This window comes from Sulfitobacter sp. THAF37 (assembly GCF_009363555.1).
Lineage (GTDB): Bacteria > Pseudomonadota > Alphaproteobacteria > Rhodobacterales > Rhodobacteraceae > Sulfitobacter.
Map to the genome: position 1 here is coordinate 1,756,131 of NZ_CP045372.1, position 13,821 is coordinate 1,769,951.

Consider the following 13,821-nt stretch of genomic DNA (forward strand, 5'->3'; position numbering starts at 1 on the left):
TGTTGTCGATGGATATGCACCGCGGAAAAGACCAAGGCCACCCCGCCCCGCTCCGCTTGCCCTCGAAAGGGGGCTGGGGTAGAGGCAGGGCGCACGAACCGCGCTGACAGGAACAGGTATCATGGCCAAGCCCAAGAAGACCCCCCGCCCCAGGGCCGAAACCCCTAAAGGGTTCCGCGACTACTTTGGCGCCGAGGTCACGCATCGGGCCGAGATGCTGCGCAAGATTGCCGCCGTCTATCACCGCTACGGGTTCGACGCGCTGGAAAGCTCCGGGGTCGAGACGGTGGAGGCGCTGGGCAAGTTCCTGCCCGACGTCGACCGCCCCAATGAGGGCGTCTTTGCCTGGCAGGAGGACGCCGAGGGCGACAAGCCCGGCGACTGGCTGGCGCTGCGGTATGACCTGACCGCCCCGCTGGCGCGGGTCTATGCCCAGCATCGAAATGACCTGCCGACGCCCTACCGGCGTTACGCGATGGGGCCGGTCTGGCGCAACGAAAAGCCGGGGCCGGGGCGGTTTCGCCAGTTCTATCAATGTGATGCGGACACCGTCGGCGCGCCGAGCGTGGCGGCGGACGCCGAGATCTGCGCCATGCTGGCCGATTGCCTGGAAGAAGTCGGAATCGCGCGCGGCGACTACATCGTGCGGGTGAACAATCGCAAGGTCCTGAACGGCGTGCTGGAGGTGGCGGGCCTGTCGGGGGACGACAAGGAAGCCGAGCGCGGGATCGTTCTGCGAGCCATCGACAAGCTGGACCGGCTGGGGCCGGAAGGCGTGCGCGCCCTGCTGGGTGAAGGCCGCAAGGACGAGAGCGGGGACTTTACCAAGGGTGCGGGGCTGGACGGCCCACAGGCCGATGTCGTGATGGGCTTCATGCAGGCCAAAGGCGCGTCGGGTGCCGAAACAGTTGACCGCCTTCGCAGCCTCGTTGCCGGATCAGACATCGGTATGCAGGGCGTGGATGAACTGAACCTGATCTCTGACCTGCTGAAAGCGGGCGGATACGGGCCCGACCGGGTTGAGATCGACCCCTCCGTCGTGCGCGGCCTCGGCTACTACACCGGCCCTGTCTTCGAAGCCGAACTCACCTTCGAAATCCAGGATGAGAAGGGCCGCACCCGCAACTTCGGCTCTGTCGCGGGCGGCGGGCGGTATGACGACCTGGTGAAACGCTTCACCGGGCAGGAAGTGCCCGCCACCGGTGTTTCCATCGGCGTGGACCGGCTGCTGGCCGCGCTGGCGATGAAGACCGAGGGCGCGGCCCCCGATCCCGGACCCGTGGTCGTGACGGTAATGGACCGCGACCGCATGGCCGATTATCAGGCGATGGTGGCCGAGCTGCGGCAGGCGGGTATCCGGGCGGAGGTCTATCTGGGCAATCCCAAGAACTTCGGCAACCAACTGAAATACGCCGACAAGCGGGGCAGCCCCGTCGCCGTCATCGAAGGCGGAGATGAAAACGCCCGCGGCGTGGTGCAGATCAAGGACCTGATCCTAGGGGCGAAGATCGCGCAAAGCGCCACCCATGAGGAATGGAAGGACCGGCCCAGCCAGTACGAGGTGCCGCGCGACCAGCTGGTGGCCAGGGTTCGCGACATACTGGACAACCAGTGATGCCCACACGCTCCGAAACCCTGGCCCGCGCGGCCAGCCTGCGCGCGATGTTCGAGGCGCAGGGCGCTGCGCTGGTGGAACCGCCGATCCTGCAACCGGCGGCCACGCTGCTGGAACTTTACGGCGAGGACATGCGCGCGCGCGCCTATGTGACTTCCGATGCGCTGCGGGGCGAGCAGATGCTGCGCCCGGACTTCACGGTGCCGGTGGTGCAGATGCACATGGCCGAAGGCGCGGAACCCGCGCGCTATACCTACGCGGGCGAGGTGTTTCGCCGCCAGGAGGAAGACCCGGACCGCGCCAATGAATATATCCAGGTCGGTTACGAGGTTTTCGACCCGACCGATCCGGCGGCGGCGGATGCCGAGGTTTTTGCCCTGATCGCCGAGGCGTTGCGCGGGCTGCCGCTGCGGGCGGTGACGGGGGATATCGGGCTTCTGATGGCGGCGGTGGAAGGGTTGCAGACCAGCGCCCGGCGCAAGCACGCCCTGATGAGGCATATCTGGCGACCCCGCCGGTTTCGCGCGCTCTTGGATCGGTTCGGGGGGCGGGTCCCGGTGCCGCCCAGCCGGGCCGCGCTGCTGGCGGGAAAGGCGGCCACCGACGCCCCGCTGATCGGGCTGCGCAGCCATGCCGACATCGAGGACCGCATCGCGGCCCTGCACGAGGACGCGGCGACACCGCCGCTGTCCGCCCGCGAGGTCGGGCAGATCGAGGCGCTGCTCGACGTGCGCGAAACCATGCCGCATGCCCTCAGCCGGCTGCACGATCTGGCGGTGGACATGCCCTATATCGCACCGGCGGTGGCCCGTATCGCAGCCCGGGAGAAGGCGCTGAAGGCGCGCGGCGTCGAGACCGACAGCCTGATGTTCGAGGCCAGCTATGGCCGGTCGTCGATGGAATACTACGACGGTTTCGTCTTTGGCTTTCGGGCCGACGCGCGGGCCGACCTGCCGACGGTGGCGACCGGCGGGCGCTACGACGCGCTGACGCGGCAGCTGGGGCAGGGGCTGGCGATCCCGGCGGTGGGCGGCGTGATGCGCCCCGGGCTGATGCTGGAACTGGAGGGCACGGCATGACGCTCAAGCTCGGGGTGCCGTCCAAGGGTCGGCTGATGGAAAAGACGTTTCAATGGTTCGCACAGCATGGCATCACGCTGCAGCGGACGGGATCGGACCGGGAATATGCCGGGGCCGTGGCCGGGATCGACGGGGTCAGCCTGATCCTGCTGTCGGCGGGCGAAATCCCGCGCGAACTGGCCGCCGGGCGCATTCACCTGGGCGTCACCGGCACCGACCTGGTACACGAGAAGCTGGCGCTCTGGGAACAGCTGGTCGAACCGGTTGAGGAACTGGGCTTTGGCCATGCCGATCTGATCATCGCGGTGCCCAAGGCCTGGATCGACGTGGACACGCTGGACGATCTCGACGCCGCTGCCGCCGCCTTTCGCGCGGCGCATGGATTCCGCCTGCGGATCGCCACGAAATATCACCGGCTGGTCCGCAATTTCCTGCGCGACAGCGGCGTCGCCGACTACGCGCTGGTCGACAGCCAGGGCGCGACCGAAGGCACCGTGGCGAACGAGACCGCCGAGGCGATCGCCGACATCACCTCCAGCGGCGAGACCTTGCGCGCCAACCACCTCAAGGTGCTCTGCGACGGCATGGTCCTGCGCTCTCAGGCGACCCTCTGGCGCAGCCGCACCGCCCCGGTGGACGATGGGGTACGCGAAACGCTGAAGGAACTTGAGGCCCGGCTGGGATAGGACCGACCGGGGCGGCGCGCCTGCCTGACCGTCAGGGCAGGGTGGCGCCTGGGCGCGACCTTCTCAGATCACCCCGATTTCCGCCAATGCGCGGTCCAGCTCGGTGGGCAGGGCCGTGTCGCCGGCCTCGCCCTTGCGCAGGTCGCGGGGGGCATCGGCGGGGTCGAGATAGCGCCAACCCTGAAACGGACGGCGCAGCGCGGGCGAAACCCGGACGATCTCGGGGTCCAGCACGATGCCGCATCGGCGGATGCCGTCGCTGCCGATCTTCTCGTCGAATCCCAGGATGCGCTGGCGCGCCTGCACCTCGCCTTTGATCACCCAATAGATCGAGCCGCCGTTCAGCACCTCGGCCTCGCGTTTGGGCCACATCCGCGTGATGTGATAGTATTTGCCGTCCTTGATCTGCTTGGACCGCTGACGCTGCCAGGTCTCCAGATCCTCGATGCTTTCGGTGCCGACGCTCAGCTTGATCAGATTGACGTGTTTATCCACAGGCTTTTCCCCAGACTCACCCCCGAGCCACGAGATAGGGTAGCCCATCGCGCGGCACCGTCAAAGTGTGGTACATTGGCGCAGGAATTCGGGTGGTCAGTCTGATGGATTCTTGTTAGGTTGAGACCTTCCCTTCTGCATCACAGGAATCGCCCATGTCCCGTTTCGCCGCCCCCATCGCCGAACAGATCTGGGACATGAAGTACCGCTTCAAGGACGCGGACGGCACGCCGCGCGACACCACGGTCGAAGACACCTGGCTGCGCATCGCCCGCGACCTCGCCCAGGTCGAGCAAGACCCGGCCGCTTGGGAAAAACGGTTCTACGCCGCGCTGGAGGATTTCAAGTACCTGCCCGCGGGCCGCATCATCGCCGGGGCGGGTACCGCGCGGCGGGTGACGCTGTTCAACTGCTTTGTCATGGGGACCGTGCCCGACAGCATGGCCGGTATTTTCGACATGCTGAAAGAGGCCGCGCTGACCATGCAGCAGGGGGGCGGCATCGGCTACGATTTCTCGACCATCCGGCCCAAGGGCGCGGATGTGAAGGGCGTATCCGCCGATGCGTCGGGTCCCTTGTCGTTCATGGATGTCTGGGACGCGATGTGCCGCACCATCATGTCCGCGGGGTCGCGGCGAGGCGCGATGATGGCGACCATGCGCTGCGACCACCCGGATGTCGAGGATTTCATCGCGGCCAAATCCGACCCTGCGCGGCTGCGCATGTTCAACATGTCGGTGCTGATCACCGATGCCTTCATGGACGCGGTCAAGGCCGACGGGCCGTGGGAGCTGGTCTTTGGCGACAAGGTCTATCGCACCCTGCAGGCCCGCGACCTGTGGAACCGGATCATGCGCGCCACCTACGACTATGCCGAACCCGGTGTGATCTTCATCGACCGGATCAATCAGGCCAACAACCTCAGCTACTGCGAAACCATCGCGGCGACCAACCCCTGCGTCACCGCCGACACCTGGGTCGGGACCGCCGGCGGCGCGCGGCAGGTGCGCGATCTGGTGGGGACACCTTTTGTCGCGCTGGTGGATGGGCAGGCCCATGCGACCGGCGACGCAGGTTTCTTCAGCACAGGGGTCAAACCGGTACGGAAACTCTCGACCACCTGCGGGCGCGCGCTGCGCCTTACAGACGACCACCTGGTCCGAAAGGTGACATCCAGAACCCGCTGGCGCATCGACACCGGATGGGTGCCCGCCGCCGACCTGGTGCCGGGCGACGAGATCATGCTGCATGACCACCGCACTGCCGGATGCGAGACATCCGCCGAAGGCGAACGCGGCTACCTGCTCGGCCTGCTTGTCGGTGACGGTGTGATCCGGGATGACAAGGCGCTGATTTCCATCTGGCCGCAACAGATCTGTGCCGATGGCACGAAACCGGGGGGCGGCATCGCCGACCACGTCGAACAGCTGCTGCGGGACATGCCGCACCGCGCCGATTTCACCGGCTGGCAGCATGTCGAGGGGCGGGGCGAATACCGCATCGGAACCGCTGCGCTCAAGGCCCTGGCCCATGAATACGGCATGGAACGGGGTCGCAAGACGATCACACCCCAAATCGAAGCCGCGGAGACAACCGGCTTCTGTGCCGCCTTCCTGCGCGGGCTGTTCGACGCGGATGGATCGGTGCAGGGAACCCGGGAAAAGGGCGTTTCGATCCGCCTGGCGCAAAGCGACCTGGACCTGCTGCAAGCGGCGCAGCGCATGCTGCTGCGGCTGGGCATCAACAGCACGATCTACCGCGACCGCCGTCCGGGCGGGGTCGGCATCCTGCCCGACGGCAAGGGGGGCGTGGCGACCTATCCGACCAAGGCGCAGCACGAGCTGGTGATCAGCGGCGAGAACCTGCACACCTATGCCGACCGCATCGGTTTTGCCGATGTTGCCAAGGCGCGGCGTCTGCAAACCTCGCTTGGAGGCTACAAGCGCGCGCTGAACCGCGAACGCTTTACCGCGACCGTCATCGCCAATCATCCCGACGGCGAGGAAGAGGTATACGACCTGCAGGTTCCGGGCATCAACGCGTTCGATGCCAATGGTCTTTATGTCCATAACTGCGGCGAACAGCCCCTGCCGCCCTATGGCGCCTGCCTGCTGGGGTCGATCAACCTTGCGCGGCTTGTCAGCAACCCCTTCGAGGACGACGCCGGTCTGGACCTGGATGCGCTGGGCGACCTGGTCGCGACAGCGGTGCGGATGATGGACAACGTCGTGGACGCATCGAAATTCCCGCTGGAGGCGCAGGCGCGCGAGGCGCAGGCCAAGCGGCGCATCGGGCTGGGGGTCACCGGTCTGGCCGACGCGCTGCTGATGACCGGCCTGCGCTACGGCTCTGACGCGGCTGCCGCCCGGACCGAAGAATGGATGAAGCAGATCGCCCGTGCCGCCTATCTCGCCAGTGTCGATCTGGCCAAGGAGAAAGGACCGTTCCCGCTGTTCGATGCCGATGCTTACCTCGCCTCCGGCACGATGCAGATGATGGACGAAGACGTGCGCGCCGCGATCCGCGAACACGGCATCCGCAACGCCCTGCTGACCTCGGTGGCGCCCACCGGCACCATCAGCCTGTACGCCGGGAACGTCAGTTCCGGGATCGAACCGGTGTTCGCCTATGCCTACACCCGCAAGGTCCTGCAAAAGGACGGCAGCCGGACGGAGGAGGAAGTTGTCGATTACGCCGTGCAGATGTGGCGCGAACTGAAAGGCGACGCGGAACTGCCCGACTATTTCGTCAACGCCCAGACACTGGCGCCGCTGGATCACGTCAAGATGCAGGCCGCGGCGCAGAAATGGGTGGATTCGAGCATCTCCAAGACCATCAACTGCCCCGAGGACATCGGCTTTGACGCCTTCAAGGACGTCTACATGCAGGCCTACGAGACCGGGTGCAAAGGCTGCACGACCTACCGGCCGAACGATGTGACGGGGTCTGTGCTGTCGGTCAGCGACACCAAGTCCGAGGAGAAGCCGGTGCTGGTCGAAGAAGGCGGCGAGGTGGTCTATATGTCCGAACCGCTGGACCGGCCAAGCGAGCTGGAGGGCAACACCTACAAGGTCAAATGGCCCGACAGCGAACACGCGCTCTATATCACCATCAACGACATCGTGCTGAACGGCCACCGCCGCCCCTTCGAGGTTTTCATCAACTCCAAGAACATGGAGCATTTCGCCTGGACGGTGGCGCTGACGCGGATGATTTCGGCGGTGTTCCGGCGCGGCGGCGACGTGTCTTTCGTGGTGGAGGAGCTGAAAGCCGTCTTCGACCCCCGCGGCGGGGCCTGGATGAAGGGCAAGTACATCCCGTCCATCCTGGCCGCCATCGGCGGCGTGATCGAGCAACACATGATCGCCACCGGCTTCATCGCGGGCGAGGGTCTGGGCCTGAAAACCGACCCTCAGGCCCGCGTGGTCGGGCTCGACGCTCCTCGGGGACCGGCCTGTCCGTCCTGCGGCCAATACGACATGCGCATGGTCGAAGGCTGCATGACCTGCGCGTCCTGCGGCCACTCGAAATGCGGTTAGGTTTTTGATCTCACGGTTTGTGTAACGACCACCAAATATTGACCATTACGGGGGTCATTTGTCCATTATGACAACCAAAAGCTGGCCATTGGACACTTTCGGCGGGAAATTGGTCGCCTGAGCCGTATCAGCGGAGCAAAAAGCCTTGAATAGCCATGAAGGCCTTTTCGATCTCCGCGACGGACCCGAGCACCGCCTTTTCGTCGTTTGTCCCGCCGTCCGCAACGGCGAGCTTACCAACACGGTCGAGGCGTTTTTTCTGCGGGGTTTCCTGCCCGATGAGGCGCTGCCCGATATCCGCGCCGAGATGGAAGCGTAGCGCTTCGCGCTGCCGCCCGGCTGCCGTCTTGAGATCGGCCGCGAGGCGGTACGAGGTCGTCCGCAGGCAATGGTGAGCGTCGTTATGGACAGCATCCTTCACATGTGTTGATCACGATCATCAACGGGGGCGGCTTTCTGCCACTGATACTCGTCGGCGGCGGGTTTTGCCCCCTTGCCATTGCGGTCGCGGGCGGCGTGCTGCTGGCTGCCGACGTCAGCTTCTACTTCACGCCCGCGGCCTTCCGGCTCGTCTACGCGCGCGAACGAGCGCCTGCGATGCCCCATGCCATGCCACCGGTCCCGATCCTGCAGACGGCGGAATAGCCACGCGGATAATGCAGGTCGCGCCCCGAGAATTGGCGCGACCCGTCGTGAGCGGCCCATAGCCGCCGTTCGCCAAGATAACCAACGCCGTAGCGCGGCTTCCCCATACCGGACCTTCACGGCAACGCGCAGCAAGCATAATCCAAGGCCCCAATGGCCGCCCCGCGGGCCTTTCTGCCGTTCGCCGCGCCCGCTCAATTTTTGCCGCGTCTGCGTACGCCATCAAGGGTAAGGGCGGATAAACTAAGTTTGACACTTTGAAAGCAAATCGTGAGCATGCACCAGCGAGTCTGATTTAACCGGAGAATTTCGTGAAACGCTTCTTTCATGCCCTACGGGATGTGATCATGGGTGTGCGCGTCGGTCGTGACCACCCCGTGGCCAAATACAAAGTCGAACTCGAAAGAGCTTCAGAAAGAAATCGTATTCAACGAGAGCGCCAGCTTCACGGTCTGGAATTCCAGGCGAAGCAGGACGAAGAGAATACCCGAAACAAGCGGGAGCGCCTCCTCAGAAGGATCAAGGCAGCCCGGAAGCACTCCGGCGAGGTCCTAAAGCGCGCGGAGAGCGAACTCGAGGAGAAGCACTCCCTCCGCGTCGTTGCACGTCGTGAGAGAGAGCGGTCAGAGGAACGCTTCGAGGCGTGGCATGCCGCGCTCGGAAGACCGCCTTACAAGATGGAACACCGCAGTATGATCGACCGTCTGCGGTTTAAGCTCGAACCGATGCAGGGCTCTGAAGGCGGCCTGGCCTCCATGGCTTCGACAATCGACACTGAGACGCTGTCGCCGAGGTGGCGGCGGGCGATATCGATTGGTGCCGGCGTCGTTGGTCTGCTCGTCATTCCGTTTGACATAATCTACTCGCTTCCCGGCTTTGAGGTCCTGCTCGAAGATCCGTTTTTCGCTCGCATGGCGGCGATCCTTCTCGGCATCATCCTGTTTTCTTTGGGGTCTACTCTTGCCTACCTGATCACGCGGGTGAGGTCGCGCCACCTGCTTGAAGATGGCACAATCGGAAGCAGCTACAGCACGTTGTACGCCGTCCTGATCGTCATGGTCACCGTGCTGTCGCTTACAACTATCTATGGGGCCACCACCGTTCGCAGCATTGTCCCTGAGGCGAACACCTTGCTCGCCGAACAGCGAACGCTTTCGACGCGCATCTCTTCCCTCGAGCAGAGAAACCGTGGTGGCAGAACCGTAGAAGACCGAGCGGAGGAAATCAGCCGCCTTAGAGAGCAGGCCGCGAGCATTCGCGAACAGCTCTCTAAGCTGCGCCACGTCACGTATCCCGTGGTTTCGGCCGATGCGGTGATTGCGTTCAGCTTCTACTTCTTCGCCGTAGTCTCGGTGATGGTTTCGAAGGTGTCACGTCATGACCCTGTGTTCGAGTACCAGCTGGCAGCACAATCCTACAGCGCCGCTCTCAATACCGAAGTCCGAATTGCCAATGGGGTCTCTGCCGGACGCGCTAAGGCTGAAGCCATCATTGCCGACCTCGATGTAAATATCGAGGATCAGGAACAGGAGCTGAAAGACGAAATCGGTCCTTCGGAGAAAATCGAGGCCCAAATCCAGGATATGAAGTTCGCAATGCAAGCTGCGGAAGCGGAAGATTCCGCCCGTATAAAACGCGAGGCTCTGACATACGCGAAGTCGCTGAAGTTCTTGACCTGGAACCCTGAAGCCCTGCGCGAATGGGAAGAAATCTTCGACCAAGAAAATGGTACCCTTCACGAGCCGGACGAAGAGCCCCTGACAAACGCAGCCTGAAGAATTCATGGAGCAAAAGTATGCATTCACATTTGATGGCGCTGGCGACCGTTGCATGTACCCTGGCCGGCAGCCAGGCCGTAGCACAATCGCAATCCTGCACTGGGGATCGCCACATCCTGATCGTCGACCGAACATCAACGCTGAACCGTGCAGAGCAGGATGCCTTCGAAGCAGGTATCGAGATCCTTTTTCAGGACCCCGATTTCGGCGGCGAGCTCATGATCGGCGAAGTTCGGGGAGCATCGCTGTCGTCGGAATGGATCTTCGAGACCTGCGTGTCGAACGAGTTCACACCTTCCTTGGCATGTGAGGATGTCCTGAGCCGCGATGAGCAAAACACAGCGCTCGGAGAGGACCTCATTTCTTGGGCGAAGGGCATTTTGATGGGGACCAAAGAACGTGAGGTCACCCCGGAAGAGCGGCTTACCTGTCAGCAGGAGCAGAACGAGTTCGAGGCCGTCCGGCTTGAGAGCCAAGAGAGGGCGCTTCAGGCCGTTATGGAGGTCTCGCAACAGGACGTGGCTACATCCAAGACCGCGCTCGCGAAAACGATCTTCCGGACGATCCAATCGCGCTGTGCGATCACGTCCTGCGACCTCTACATCTTCTCGAATCTTCTCGACAACGGGTGGAAGGAACTGGTCGACGGCGAGGGTGACTTCGCCGCCATGGGCCGGCAAGCCGTCCTCGAAGCTTCGCGATTTGAGCCATCCGAGAGTCAGGCAGACCGCGTGATGGTCTGGGGCTTCGGGTTCAATGAGCTCAATGGCGAGGCCAAGTCGGCGCTGAGTGAAGAACACGCAATCCGGCTGGAGAATTACTGGACCGGCTTCTTTGGAGAGATCAGTGACGAAAGCGTCCAGATCAGCTTCGAGATGCCGAGATAAAAATCGTGCGAACTGAAATGCTATCGTGTCCGCACCTCGGAAGCTGAGTGAGCGTTGCGGACGCACGCAACGCGAGAGCGAACGGCAGCTCCGGGCTGAGCGCGACAGGCGAGCCCATGATGCGACTGCGAAAACTCCACGGTTTGACGCGTCCAATTTGGGTCCGAAGCGGTCATGCGGCGCAGCAGCGCATTCCGCGAATTCGACACGGTCTGAATGCCCGCCATCACCGGGCTGAATCGATCAAGTCGCATGTGTAGAGAACAAACTGGAACCCGTCCAACCTGTCGATCATCCCCGTACCGCGTGGCCCGGTTCGGCCGAAAGTCCGGTTCTTCGGCTGGACTTGGCTTCGAGCGCGCCCGCGGCGAGTGTCGGTTCACCGCCTATTTTGTTGAAAAACTCACGCTTGATCGATGGGCATCCTGCTGATTCAATTCCGACATTGGGCGGGAGGAATGGCGATGATGGGACCGAGGCAGGAAGCGCAGCCGGCGTTGTTCTACGAGTTCTCGCTGGAAGATCACGTCCCGCAAGATCACCTGCTTCGGTCCATCGACCGCTTCGTCGACCTGAGCAGTATCCGTGCCCATCTTGCAGAGTTCTACAGTCACACGGGCCGCCCCTCGGTCGATCCCGAGTTGCTGATCCGGATGCTGCTGGTCGGCTATTGCTTCGGCATCCGGTCGGAGCGGCGGCTGTGCGAAGAGGTGCATTTGAACCTGGCATATCGCTGGTTTTGCCGCCTCGACCTCGCCGACCGAGTTCCCGATCACTCGACATTTTCCAAGAATAGACACGGGCGGTTCCGGGACAGCGAGTTGCTGCGCCATCTGTTCGAGGTGACGGTCGCACGGTGCATCGCTGAGGGCCTGGTCAGCGGGCAGCGCATGGCGGTCGACGCAAGTCTGATCGAAGCGGATGCCAACAAGCAGAACTCGACGCCGAAAGAGGATTGGGACGCCGGGCAGATCGACCCTGCCGACGCGCCCCGGGCCGTCCGTGAGTATCTGGAGACCCTGGACGAAGTCGCCTTTGGCGCGGCCAGCGAGGTGCAGCCCAAGTTTACCTCGCATTCCGACCCGGCCAGCCAGTGGACGGCGGCCCGTAAAGGTCCGGCTTTCTTCAGCTATTCCGACAATTACCTGATCGATACGGACCATGGCGTGATTGTGGACGTGGAGGCCACGAGGTCGATCCGTCAGGCCGAGGTCGGATCGACGAAGACCATGCTTGAGCGGGTGAAGGCCAAGTTCGACTTGCACCCAGAGCGCCTGATCGCGGACACGGCCTATGGCACCGCGCCGATGTTAGGATGGCTGGTTGACCGCAAAATTGCCCCGCACATCCCTGTCTTCGACAAGTCGGGGCGCAGCGACGGGACCTGGACCCGGGCCGACTTTGAGTGGGATGCCGAGAACAATCAATACATCTGCCCGGAAGGCCACGAACTGAAGCAATTCCGCCGGAACTACTCCGATCCGAACCGCGGGCCGACCGGCAAGGGCGTCGCCAAATACCGGTGCCTGAAGCACACCTGCCAGGCCTGCCCCTCGAAGTCGCGTTGCTGTCCCAACATGGACTTCCGGTCGATCACCCGCGAGGAACATGAAGACGCCCGCCAGGTTGCCCGCGACATTGCGAAAACCGAGCAATACGTGATCTCGATGAAGCTGAGGAAGAAGGTCGAAATGCTATTCGCCCACCTCAAGCGCATCCTCGGCCTGAACAGGCTCCGATTACGTGGTCCATGCGGGGCAAAGGACGAATTCCTCCTCGCCGCCACCGCCCAAAACCTCAGGAAACTGGCCAAGATATTTCCTGCACCGCAGCAAGTGCGGACAGCCTGACAGGTAAGGCGCTTGCGCCGCTTTCGGATGCCAGAATTCTGCGCTCGCGAACGGGTGTTTTTCCACAGAATGGGCCCAAAGCGGACTTACAAATGGCCGAAATTTTCTGAGTTGCAGCTACTTGATCCGATTATCCATTTCTACGGAAATCCTCTACATCGACATGCGGTTGGCCGCATGCGAGAAGTAGAAGAGGTCCCCATCCTAATACTTTCAAGATTGACACACCCAGCACTCAAATCGATGCCATCAGCTATTCGCTGTCGGCAACAGGAAAGGCAGTTGCATATTCTCGTCGAAAGGTGTCGGCTCTTCGTGCGGCTCGTCCCTCAAATGCTGATCTCTTGAGATTGTAGATTCCGGGAAAGATCAAGGTTCCTTCTGCACGGCGCATGTAAAGTGCATCTTGACTGTCCCTCACGGCTTCTTTGAGTGCTTCCCCTTTCAGCACCCCTCTGCATATCTGAAGCCACATATCATCCATCAGCTGCATTGTTTTGTCTTGATCGGATGCAAGATCGTCGTTCGACCGGATCGTCGTGATAAACCATGTTAACAGGGGAACGAACGGCACAATGGAGACAACGATAGAGTCCCTGAACCTATCATTCTGACCGACTAAGAAAACGAACACGAAGATAATCAGTGCCATGAACAAGAACCACAGAACTTTCAGGTAGAAACGCCGCAGAGCATGATCGTATGCCGTCGACGTATATTGCGCCACCAGAGCCGCAACAGGCTTGGGCATCGCTCCAAGATCGCTCTCATACCAGTCCTCCAGGTTCGCCAACTTCTTTTTGTTCAGGGCAGAAGCATCTACTTCAATGCTTGCCTGACTGATATCCAGGGCGAGGTGAGGATTCTCGTCAATGTCGAAAACTCTACAGTCGAACCTCTCTTGCAGTGTTGCGTTCCGTCTCGAGGTCTTGACGATTTTGGGGTGTATAAACCCGGCTTCGCAGATAGTGAATATTAGCGACACAATGGCCAACATTTCGGCCGCTTCCGTTTTCCTCTCCGGGAGAAGGAATGCGCACACGGATAGCCCCAACGCAAAGAGGAAGCTCAAAAACACAAGGAGATTGCATGCCTCAAAGGCCTTCCTGCGTGCGGCCAAGTATTTCAGGTTCTCATGCGAATTCTGTATTTCTCTGATCGGCCATATCATTTGATCACCACGTTGTATGGAGCGCTCCTACAGGCAAGTGTATTATCATATTTTCGTATGATGAAAGCTTCAACGA

At 62.1% G+C, this 13,821-nt stretch carries 11 protein-coding genes; 8 read left to right on the forward strand and 3 right to left on the reverse strand.

The window, feature by feature from the left end; genetic code table 11:
* Window positions 1-121 precede the first annotated feature (121 nt).
* Genes hisS through hisG form a run of 3 tightly spaced genes read left to right on the forward strand, consistent with a single transcriptional unit; the run spans window position 122 to window position 3,380 of the window.
* Window positions 122-1,615 (forward strand): histidine--tRNA ligase, encoded by a 1,494-nt coding sequence (gene hisS, locus FIU94_RS08665; protein ID WP_152465421.1) that lies wholly within the window; start codon window positions 122-124, stop codon window positions 1,613-1,615.
* The gene (locus tag FIU94_RS08670) at window positions 1,615-2,694 is read left to right on the forward strand and encodes an ATP phosphoribosyltransferase regulatory subunit (RefSeq protein ID WP_152465422.1); all 1,080 of its coding nucleotides are present in this window, start codon (window positions 1,615-1,617) and stop codon (window positions 2,692-2,694) included. The genes hisS and FIU94_RS08670 overlap by 1 nt, the downstream gene beginning before the upstream one ends.
* Window positions 2,691-3,380: an ATP phosphoribosyltransferase gene (hisG, locus tag FIU94_RS08675; protein ID WP_152465423.1), complete on the forward strand. Its 690-nt coding sequence runs from the start codon at window positions 2,691-2,693 to the stop codon at window positions 3,378-3,380. Before FIU94_RS08670 ends, hisG begins: the two co-directional genes overlap by 4 nt.
* A gap of 63 nt (window positions 3,381-3,443) precedes the next feature.
* Here the strand turns inward: hisG and FIU94_RS08680 are convergent, their stop codons facing one another.
* Window positions 3,444-3,875, reverse strand: a complete 432-nt coding sequence (locus tag FIU94_RS08680; RefSeq protein WP_152465424.1) for a DUF1489 family protein — start codon at window positions 3,873-3,875, stop codon at window positions 3,444-3,446.
* A 155-nt stretch (window positions 3,876-4,030) separates the two neighbouring features.
* Here FIU94_RS08680 and FIU94_RS08685 point away from each other — a divergent pair, with 155 nt between their 5' ends.
* Window positions 4,031-7,414: an LAGLIDADG family homing endonuclease gene (locus tag FIU94_RS08685; protein ID WP_152465425.1), complete on the forward strand. Its 3,384-nt coding sequence runs from the start codon at window positions 4,031-4,033 to the stop codon at window positions 7,412-7,414.
* Between the two features lie 127 nt (window positions 7,415-7,541).
* On the opposite strand, the gene FIU94_RS08690 is transcribed toward FIU94_RS08685, so the two are convergent.
* Window positions 7,542-7,835, reverse strand: coding sequence for a hypothetical protein (locus FIU94_RS08690; protein ID WP_152465426.1), 294 nt, complete (start codon window positions 7,833-7,835; stop codon window positions 7,542-7,544).
* Between the two features lie 2 nt (window positions 7,836-7,837).
* Between FIU94_RS08690 and FIU94_RS08695 the strand changes: the two genes are divergently transcribed.
* The 4 genes from FIU94_RS08695 (at window position 7,838) to FIU94_RS08710 (ending at window position 12,574) form a co-directional block, all read left to right on the forward strand.
* Window positions 7,838-8,059: a hypothetical protein gene (locus FIU94_RS08695; protein ID WP_152465427.1), complete on the forward strand. Its 222-nt coding sequence runs from the start codon at window positions 7,838-7,840 to the stop codon at window positions 8,057-8,059.
* A gap of 311 nt (window positions 8,060-8,370) precedes the next feature.
* The gene (locus tag FIU94_RS08700) at window positions 8,371-9,834 is read left to right on the forward strand and encodes a hypothetical protein (RefSeq protein ID WP_152465428.1); all 1,464 of its coding nucleotides are present in this window, start codon (window positions 8,371-8,373) and stop codon (window positions 9,832-9,834) included.
* Between the two features lie 20 nt (window positions 9,835-9,854).
* A complete protein-coding gene (locus tag FIU94_RS08705; protein ID WP_152465429.1) occupies window positions 9,855-10,724 on the forward strand; it encodes a hypothetical protein in 870 nt (289 codons plus the stop codon).
* 464 nt (window positions 10,725-11,188) lie between these two features.
* Window positions 11,189-12,574: an IS1182 family transposase gene (locus tag FIU94_RS08710; protein ID WP_152464641.1), complete on the forward strand. Its 1,386-nt coding sequence runs from the start codon at window positions 11,189-11,191 to the stop codon at window positions 12,572-12,574.
* Window positions 12,575-12,827: 253 nt separating this feature from the next.
* On the opposite strand, the gene FIU94_RS08715 is transcribed toward FIU94_RS08710, so the two are convergent.
* Window positions 12,828-13,745: an S-4TM family putative pore-forming effector gene (locus FIU94_RS08715; protein ID WP_152465430.1), complete on the reverse strand. Its 918-nt coding sequence runs from the start codon at window positions 13,743-13,745 to the stop codon at window positions 12,828-12,830.
* Window positions 13,746-13,821 lie beyond the last annotated feature (76 nt).